Genomic DNA, 8,677 nt, shown 5'->3' on the forward strand with positions numbered 1-8,677 from the left:
TGTTCTCTTAAAACCTCAAATCTTAGAAAGTCTCGAAATTTATCTTCTTAAGAGTATTTAGAAATTGTCTAATTTCATCCTCGCTTAGTACTGAAACCATCTGCTCAGTTAACTGCATGTGGTAAGCATGGTGTTCCTCAAAAGCTTTCTTGCCTGTGCCTGTTAAAGCAATTAGGTTAACTCGTCTATCTTCCAGCGTTGATTCACGTTTAGCAAAGTTTTTCTTTTCTAATCGATCTACCGTTACTGTCGTTGTTCCTGTCGTAACTCCCAGTTTTTGCGCGAGTGTTTTCATGTTTATGTTTTCATGTTCTCCCAGTACTTCCAGGGCATGGGCTTCTGACACAGTTAAGTCACTAGAGCGGACAATCGAATTTTCCCAGGAGGAAAACCCGTTGAAAAAAAACAGGAATTCATGGGTCAACTCTTCAATCATTTGCATTCCGTTACCTCCCAGCATTTTGTTATGAATATCAAAATGTTTGAACCTCAAGATATATTATATTAAAAGTACTTCCCCTTGACAATACCTATAGTTGAAATTTATCTTGACCAATTTTATTTTTACGCCTGCAACTAACGAAATTGACCGTATGAGCTTAAACTTAAGTTTCAATGACAATCGCTGTATATACGTATAAAAAATAGAGGATAGGTCATTCATAAATACTATGAATCCTATCCTTATTCTTAGTTGAGTTAACGATTGGGTTTTCTATAAGGTCTTTCGCTTTAATCTATTATCGTTGCTTCATGCTTTTTATTTTTACTTTTACTTTTTTCTTACTTCTTTTATCTTACCTTTTCTTAAGTCTATGACCTCTCCTTGAGTCTCAAGCCTCCACTAGAGTGCTTTCGCAAACCTCTTTCCGAGCTCTACGCATTGATTTAATGCCTCTTCATCTGGAGCCCAGAGTAAACGGAGTCCGGGATCAACCACTTCAAAACCCGCTTTTTGCAGTTCCTCCGAAATTAATTTCGTACTTTCTCCACTCCAACCATAACTTCCAAAAGAACTCGCTTTTTTCTTTTTAAACTTCATGCCTTTAATTTCTTCTAAAATTCCAGCCAACGAGGATAATACTCCATTATTAACAGTTGGCGAACCGACAATGATCCCTTTGGAACGGAAGACTTCCATAATAATTTCTGTTTTATCCGAACGCGCAGAATTAAAGAGTTTGACCGTCAAATCAGGGTCCTCAGCCCGAAGCCCTGCCGCAATTCGCTCGGCCATTCTCCGCGTGCTATTCCACATCGTATCATAGATAATCGTCACTTGATTCTCATGATAATCCGTTGCCCACTCCATATATTTTTTAACAATTTGCATCGGATTATCGCGCCAGAGAATGCCATGGCTCGGGCAGATCATCTCAATTGGCAGGGCCAATTTTTCAAGTTCATTAATTTTTCCGACAACCATTTTGCTAAAGGGTGTCAAAATATTGGCATAATACTTCATCGACTCTGTGGCAATTTCGTCTTGGTTGACCAAATCGTTGTACATATACTCTGAAGCATAATGTTGCCCAAAACCGTCATTACTGAAGAGAATGTTGTCTCCGCTAAGATATGAAAACATGGTATCGGGCCAATGAAGCATTTTAGCCTCAATAAAGGTGATTTCCCGTAGTCCGAGGTTCAAACGATCGCCAGTTTTAACTTCGACAAAGTTCCAATTCTGATGATAATGCCCCTGAATAATCTTCTTGCCGCTCGCTGTACAGTAGATTGGAGTGTTAGGAATCTCTTGCATGAGATAAGGTAAAGCACCGCTATGATCCGGCTCCGAATGCTGCATGATAATATAATCAATTTTCTGCAGATCAATTTCTTGTTTAAGACTTTCCACGAACTCCTTGCCAAAGGGCCTCCAAACGGTATCTATAAGAACGGTTTTTTCATCCCGAATCAAATAGGAATTATAAGAAGAGCCCTTTTGCGTCGAATACTCCTCCCCGTGAAATTTACGAAGCTCCCAGTCGATTTTACCTACATAAGTGATATGATCATTGATTTTGAAACTCATTAAACAACGCCTCCTTGATCATGCTATTACCGATTCTATAATTTTCTCTAACAAACACAATTCTACAGAAAGCTGCTTTATTCCTTCTTTGAATTGAACATTCATGATATCTGCGTCCACTTTGGTAATTTGACCAATTCCAAACTTCTTATGCCGAACGAGAGCCCCTTTCTTGATAATCACACGTGTTAATGGATACTCATCAATTTTAACATCAACGGATAGTCCTTTGGCCCCAAGAATTTGGCTCAGCTCTACCACAAATCGTGAGGGTAAAACTTCCTGATGGTTTTGGAATTGAACACTTAAGAGTTCCAACTTGCGCTTAGCCCGGGTTATCCCTACATAGAAAAGACGTCTCTCTTCTTCCATCGCCGCATCTTGTTTTTGCTCGACTGCTTTGATCGCATCTGCAGCGGGAAGAATTCCTTCGGCCAAATCCATTAAGTACACCTCGTCGAATTCCAAACCCTTGGCTGCATGCAACGTTGATAGCGTAACCACCGGTTTCCCTTTATTTTGAGCAGAGTGTTTAACCGTTTCTTCGAGCAACTTTAGGCGATTAGCAAAATCGACCAGACTCTGTTGCCCTTCCGTGATTGTCTCAAGGATGTCAAGCATCCCCCGCACCGCATCCATAGAATAGCCAAATCGTTCAACGAAATCTTGCACTTTCTCTTCGTATTTAAGGTCTTGGCGAATAAAGTGAAGCGCCGAAATTGGGTTCATTTTATTTAAGCGTTTAAACTCCCGTTTGAATTCGAGTAAACGTTTCCGTCGAAATTCCTTGGTCTCTGGAATTTCCGCTAAACGATCGAATACGGACTCCGTAGACGGACTGGATTTCAGCCATTCAAGCTGTTTTCTTGAAATATAAGAGTCGAACTTCGTGAAGATCTTTTCGAGAAGCGTTACATTCTTATCGCTATAAGAAAATCTCAAAAAGTTTAGCACATCTTCAACAACCCAATGTCTAAAAAAGCGATCTCGAAAATCCTTCATATAGAACGAAATCCCGGCTCGCTCTAAACGATCAATTAAGAGTACCGCAGAAAGATTATTTCGATAAAAAACAGCAACTTGATTGGCCTTTTGGGGAATGGGTCTAGATTTTAAGGACTCGACCAAATACTCCAACTGTTCTTCATTCGTTGTAAACTTGAGCATCCGCGGCGGTTCACCGGAAGCTTGCTGGGTGAACATATTCTTCGGATAACGCTTTTGATTGGCACGGATAAATTCATTCGCGCAAGCCACTAGCTTTTGTGTCGACCGATAGTTCTGATCCATGGTGAGAATCTGAGCCTGAGGATAAACTGTCCGAAAGTTAAGTAAATATTGGGGATCAGCCGCCCGAAATGAGAAGATACTTTGATCATCGTCCCCAACAAGAAAAAGATTATTTTGAGGCTGAGCGAGAAGTTCAACTATTTTATTTTGCACTAGCGAGGTATCTTGACTTTCATCCATTAAAATATAGCGATATTGATGTTGAGAGGTCTTAAGCAGATCAGGCTGTTTTCGTAAGATGTCATACGCCATCGTGAGCATATCGTCAAAATCCAGAAGAATAACAGGAGTATGGGCTTTACGTTTATACTCCTCATAAGCTGTATAAATTTGTTCTAAATTCTTTACTTTAACCTCAAGCTCGCCAATTTTTTGGCAAGGCATCAGGCTGTTTTTAATATACCCAATCGCTTGCATTAATTCTTCTAACTTATCCTCAGTTAACACTGTGTGGTTTATGGACTCATAAAGTTGACGGAGCACAGCACTTTTACTTGATGCCCCTTGTTCCTCTTCAATAAGGCGATATGATCGTTTTTGCATTTGGAACCATGTGCGTACAATCCGGTAGCATAAGCTATGAATGGTCGAAAAGCGAACCTGCTCAGGTACCCGCCGTCCAAATAAAGTATGATAACGTTCCCCCATATCTTGAGCAGCTGCACGGCTAAAGGTTAAAGCAAGAATATTGCCTGGAGGAACTCCTTTCCCCAGAATAAGATAAGCAATCCGAAAGTTTAAAACGGTCGTCTTCCCCGCCCCTGGAGTTGCTAAAAGAAGCACCGGCCCTTCAGTCTGAAGGACCGCTTGCTTCTGCACGTCATTTAAGTTAACTCCTGTTTCTTGTTCCAGGATTTGAAGCCAATCCTGCTGCATGATGAATTAAGGAACTCCCTTCGTTAGCAAAAACATTTAACTTCAAGCAAAAAGTCCAGATACTAACCCCGGAAAAAGCGTGGCCAGCAACAGAAGCACCGTTAAACCAATCAAAATCGCTGTAAAAAGCCAGGCTACACCATTGAATAAAGGCGTATTCGCATACTCTCCCATGATACTTTTCTTACTGGCGATGAGCACCATAAAAATAAGAATGGGAGGAAGCAACATCCCGTTAATCACCTGGGTAACCAGCATCACATGATAAAGGGAGAGACCTGGCCAAAGCACAAATGCAGCCCCTAAGATAATAATCACTGTATACAATCCAAAGAAGGCAGGGGCTTCCCGAGACGATTTGCTGATTCCATGTTCAAAGCCAAACGCTTCGCAAACCGCATAAGAGGTACTCAAGGGGAGGACGAAAGCCGCCAGTACAGACGCCCCAAGTAGTCCAAACCCAAAGAGCAGACTTGCGTATTCTCCAGCTAAAGGTTTCAAGGCGATCGCCACGTCTTTAGCCGTTTCGATCGGGATATGATTAACATAGAGAGTCGCTGCCGTTGCCACGATAATAAAAAAAGCAATAAATCCCGTGAAGAAGGAACCAATCAGAACATCCCAGCGAGTATACCGATAATTTTTAGCCGTAATCCCCTTATCGACGACCGAGGCTTGAACATAGAACTGCCCCCACGGGGTGATGGTCGTCCCAATCACACCTATAGCCATCAGCAGAAAATCCGGGGAACCTGAAAAATTCGGAGTAATGGATTGGATCATAACTTCCTTCCACGGTGGATGCACCATCACCCCGGAAATAACATAGCTGAAAAAGGTCAGGCAGAGCAGAAGAAAAATCTTCTCGATTCTTTCATAGTCTGTCTTGATGACCAGCCACCAAATAATGAAGGCGACCAAAGGAACCGAGATGTATTTACTAACCCCAAAAATTTCGAACGCTGTAGCAATCCCGGAAAACTCGGAAACCGTCGTTCCCAAATTAGCGACCATCAGAACAGCCATGGCAAACAAAGCCCAACGGACACCGTACTGCTCCCGAATCAAGTCAGCTAATCCCCGACCGGTTGCTGCTCCAGTCCGAGCTGAAATTTCTTGAGCAATTGCTAAAAAAACCGTGCTCACAATCATTGTAAAAATCAGGGCATACCCATATTTAGCCCCTGCTGCGGCATAGGTTGCGATTCCGCCGGCGTCATTATCCGCAAAAGCCGTAACAATTCCCGGCCCCATCACCGATAAGAAAAGGGCAAGTCTACTTTTCCACATCATTCGGCCTGCCCCCTCTTCGTCTCCCGTTTCCGAACAACTAACCAGGAATCAAGGTCACTTTTTCCGCGTTCCGGAATGAGAAGCTCCAGAACATCATCAACCGTAATAATTCCCAGCATTTTTTGGACTTCATCTACCACTGGCACAGCGAGCAGACCATATTTATTAATAATGTCCGCCACTTTTTCTGTACTCTCTAGAGGATGAATCTTGACCACTTTTTTATGCATCAAATCCTTAAGCTGAGTTGATGGTTGGGCAATAATCAGTTCACGCAAAGAGAGAACCCCTTCTAAGGTTTCCTCCTCATCCACTACAAACAAGTAGTAAATCGTCTCTGCCTCTGGGGCAAGCTCACGAAGTTTATTAATGGCTTCCTCAGCGGTGAGATAAAGCGGAAAGCCGATGTACTCAGTCGTCATCAGCGCTCCTGCCGTATCTTCCTCATACTTCATCAGCTCACGAACATCTTCCGCACCCTCCGATTCCATCAATTTTAAGAGTTCCTCCGATTTTTCAACCGAAAGTTCTCCTAAAATATCCGCAGCCTCATCTGGCGGCATTTCTTCCAAAAGGTCGGACGCGGTATTTTCATCCAATTGGTTAATCACTTCGACCTGGGCTTCAAGTTCCATTTCTGCCAGGGCGTCAATCGCCTGTTGCGAGTCCAAAGTATGAATTAAATCCGTTCTTTCCTTATATCCCATGGTTTCTAGCAGGTCAGCAATATCAGCTGGATGGAGTTCTCTCAGTTGCTCCTTTTCACGAGTAATCTGTAATGCCGAGGTCCGGCTTTCCAGCGGCTTAATATATTGCCATCCAAGGAAGTTATTTTTCATTCTCCTCACTAGAAATTCTATCCCTAAACGTCGAAACAAGCCCCGCACGCCGATATCAACCGCAACCAAAACCATCAGTCGTTTGTGATTCCGGGTGATCCAGGAAAGGGTCAGGTCATTCACGCGAACTAGCTTTGACCCCTCTAAATCTATAATCTGCTTATCTAACAGCCATTTTCCGATAAACGTTTCATCGTCTTGGAGTTGAACTGTGATGTCTGGGCTAAAGGCGACCGACAATCTGATTTCCCGTTGGTTCATCGAAGACACCATCTCAATCGGAATCATATCCAGAACCCCTTTGGCAAACTTAATACCCGTTACGTGAGGAGCCAAACTGTCCCAGCGCATGGCCATATCTTTAACCCGTCCAACCCTTCGCCCTTGAGCATCCAAGATGGGCTTACTCAGGATCTGGCTAAAATAAAATTCTCCTAAGATCTTGACTTCACTCATTTTCCTCCTCCTTTACTTCTGGAGTCTGACCTCCTTGAACCGGAAGCAGCTCCCAGTAATTGAATATCTGTTTGCATTTTATACCCCCATTTGTATATCTCCGGACTAGGGCCAGAATCCACGTCAACCACCTCCTTTAGCCATTCCCATTTCTAGGTAATATAATGAAAGCAAAATAAAAAAGCCCTCTAGTAATAGAAGGCCTTTGTACACAAAAATAGAAAGCACAATAGATGACCTTCCCTAACTCGTTGAGCTTTAGCACTGCATAACGTAGAGTTTCCTCAGCCACCTTAAGTAAAACCTTATGCCGGTAATACCTGTTCTACCCATTGGCGTCTCGAGACTATTGTCTGAGCCGTCGTAGCCAAAAAAGGACATTTATTGCTGTCCTTTTGGAGCAATGTCTCTCGACATTTCCGGGCAGTGGCCTGTGTTTATGCAGGAGCCTCACCTAACAGAGAATTTTAAGTTCGGGTTTATTATATGTCTATTCTCGGTAATCCGTCAATCTATAAGCTCAATTTCCAAAGAAAATAGCGATTTTTCTCTGTCCAAAGAAGAGTTTCTCGTCTTTGCATAATCAGACGTGCTTAAACGTTTGAAAGTGCAAATACAAATAACTATCGAATCTATTTCTCTTTTCAACCAAATTGAGATAAACTATTCTTTGTTAATCCGAATTAATGATGACTATTTAAAAACCACGACTGTATCAGATCGACTTGCCGATAGAATCGCTGCTTTTGGTGGTAGCTGGAAGTTCATCATTCTTTTTGGTATCTTCCTTTTTGCATGGATAGTGTGGAATACCCTCCAATTGACGAGGCATTTTGATGCACCACCTTTTATCCTGCTTAATCTCCTCCTGTTCTTTTTAGCCGCTTTTCAAGCTCCCCTCATTTTAATGAGTCAAAATCGTCAAGCATCGCGGGATAAGCATGAAGCAATTATTGATTTTGCCATTAACTTTTTTATGTATTTCACCTTGAAGGCCAGCCGTCACCAAACATCCACTTTACTTCATCAATACTATTTCCGTTAAGTTTAACCTTTTTAAAATTAAATTCTTTTAAAATCTCTAAAAATCTGTCAATTTCACTATCTAGAACTTTAGCAAATAAAGCATTTTTATGGTCAGCATCCTTGATTATTAGCGGATTGAGCTGACTATCGTATAAAGCTGATTTTAGTTTATACACACTGTTCCTATTTTTCCCTACAAAATATCCGTAATTAATGTGATCAGGTTCACTGACTTCCTGAAGAATTATATTGTCCAGTAATCCTTCCATCTATTGATTCACACACCTTTCCAAATATGATATAAGTTAGGACTGAAGTTTGCATTGCTTTTTTTAAATATTTATCTGAAAATGCTTCAATAAAAGTATTATAGTAGTTTTTTGTAACGAACGTGTTATCAGTTTTTTTAGGTTCGATAAACTTTTAAACTCTACTCATGAATTTGGAGAGAAAAAATTAAAGCACCACTCATCAAGTGACTTCCATAAATGAAGCCCTCGGTAATCAAGTCTTTGAAAAATCTAAACATAATAGCACTCACTCTTACGAAAGGGGCTGTTGAACAACGGACTATGCGATTCATTGTGAACTGCACCTTTGGCTTCATTCTATCGTATTTCATAAAAAGCAACTGGAAATAGATGATTTGGAGTGCTGGTAATAAATACATCTTTAGCCACCTGATTGACCCTTTAGTTGAGAGGCGACATAGGCTAATTCGATTACTTTCTTTCTCCAAATACAAATAAAGAAAACCCGGCTTTCGCCGAGCTTTGCGATATAGAAGACTTGGTCAGCGCCAAAGCGGTGGCCTTAGTCGCCTTATCCTGCCGAACTTAACCGCATTCATCGTAGGAAAGCGAAA

At 41.6% G+C, this 8,677-nt stretch carries 7 protein-coding genes and 1 riboswitch; of the genes, 1 reads left to right on the forward strand and 6 read right to left on the reverse strand.

All coding sequences use genetic code 11. The annotated features are described in order from the left end of the window. Positions 1–22 precede the first annotated feature (22 nt). From VM640_RS10760 to VM640_RS10780, 5 genes are all read right to left on the reverse strand, one after another. Positions 23–442 carry a MarR family winged helix-turn-helix transcriptional regulator gene (locus tag VM640_RS10760; protein WP_325392051.1) on the reverse strand — a complete coding sequence of 140 codons (420 nt, stop codon included), beginning with the start codon at positions 440–442 and terminating at the stop codon, positions 23–25. A 402-nt stretch (positions 443–844) separates the two neighbouring features. Next, positions 845–2,032 carry an anaerobic nitric oxide reductase flavorubredoxin gene (locus tag VM640_RS10765; protein ID WP_325392053.1) on the reverse strand — a complete coding sequence of 396 codons (1,188 nt, stop codon included), beginning with the start codon at positions 2,030–2,032 and terminating at the stop codon, positions 845–847. A gap of 18 nt (positions 2,033–2,050) precedes the next feature. Next, a complete protein-coding gene (locus VM640_RS10770; protein ID WP_325392055.1) occupies positions 2,051–4,198 on the reverse strand; it encodes an ATP-dependent helicase in 2,148 nt (715 codons plus the stop codon). A gap of 42 nt (positions 4,199–4,240) precedes the next feature. After that, a complete protein-coding gene (locus tag VM640_RS10775; protein WP_325392057.1) occupies positions 4,241–5,491 on the reverse strand; it encodes an Nramp family divalent metal transporter in 1,251 nt (416 codons plus the stop codon). Beyond that, positions 5,488–6,786, reverse strand: coding sequence for a magnesium transporter (locus VM640_RS10780; RefSeq protein ID WP_325392059.1), 1,299 nt, complete (start codon positions 6,784–6,786; stop codon positions 5,488–5,490). The genes VM640_RS10775 and VM640_RS10780 overlap by 4 nt, the downstream gene beginning before the upstream one ends. Positions 6,787–7,021: 235 nt before the next feature. Further along, positions 7,022–7,255: riboswitch (M-box (ykoK) riboswitch) on the reverse strand. 120 nt (positions 7,256–7,375) lie between these two features. On the opposite strand from VM640_RS10780, the gene VM640_RS10785 reads away from it, so the two are divergent. Continuing rightward, positions 7,376–7,831 carry a DUF1003 domain-containing protein gene (locus tag VM640_RS10785; RefSeq protein ID WP_325392061.1) on the forward strand — a complete coding sequence of 152 codons (456 nt, stop codon included), beginning with the start codon at positions 7,376–7,378 and terminating at the stop codon, positions 7,829–7,831. Here the strand turns inward: VM640_RS10785 and VM640_RS10790 are convergent. Beyond that, positions 7,770–8,081 (reverse strand): hypothetical protein, encoded by a 312-nt coding sequence (locus VM640_RS10790; protein ID WP_325392063.1) that lies wholly within the window; start codon positions 8,079–8,081, stop codon positions 7,770–7,772. The genes VM640_RS10785 and VM640_RS10790 overlap by 62 nt on opposite strands. Between the last annotated feature and the right edge of the window lie 596 nt (positions 8,082–8,677).

Origin of the sequence: Desulfitobacterium sp. (genome assembly GCF_035539115.1) — a bacterium.
Lineage (GTDB): Bacteria > Bacillota > Desulfitobacteriia > Desulfitobacteriales > Desulfitobacteriaceae > Desulfitobacterium_A.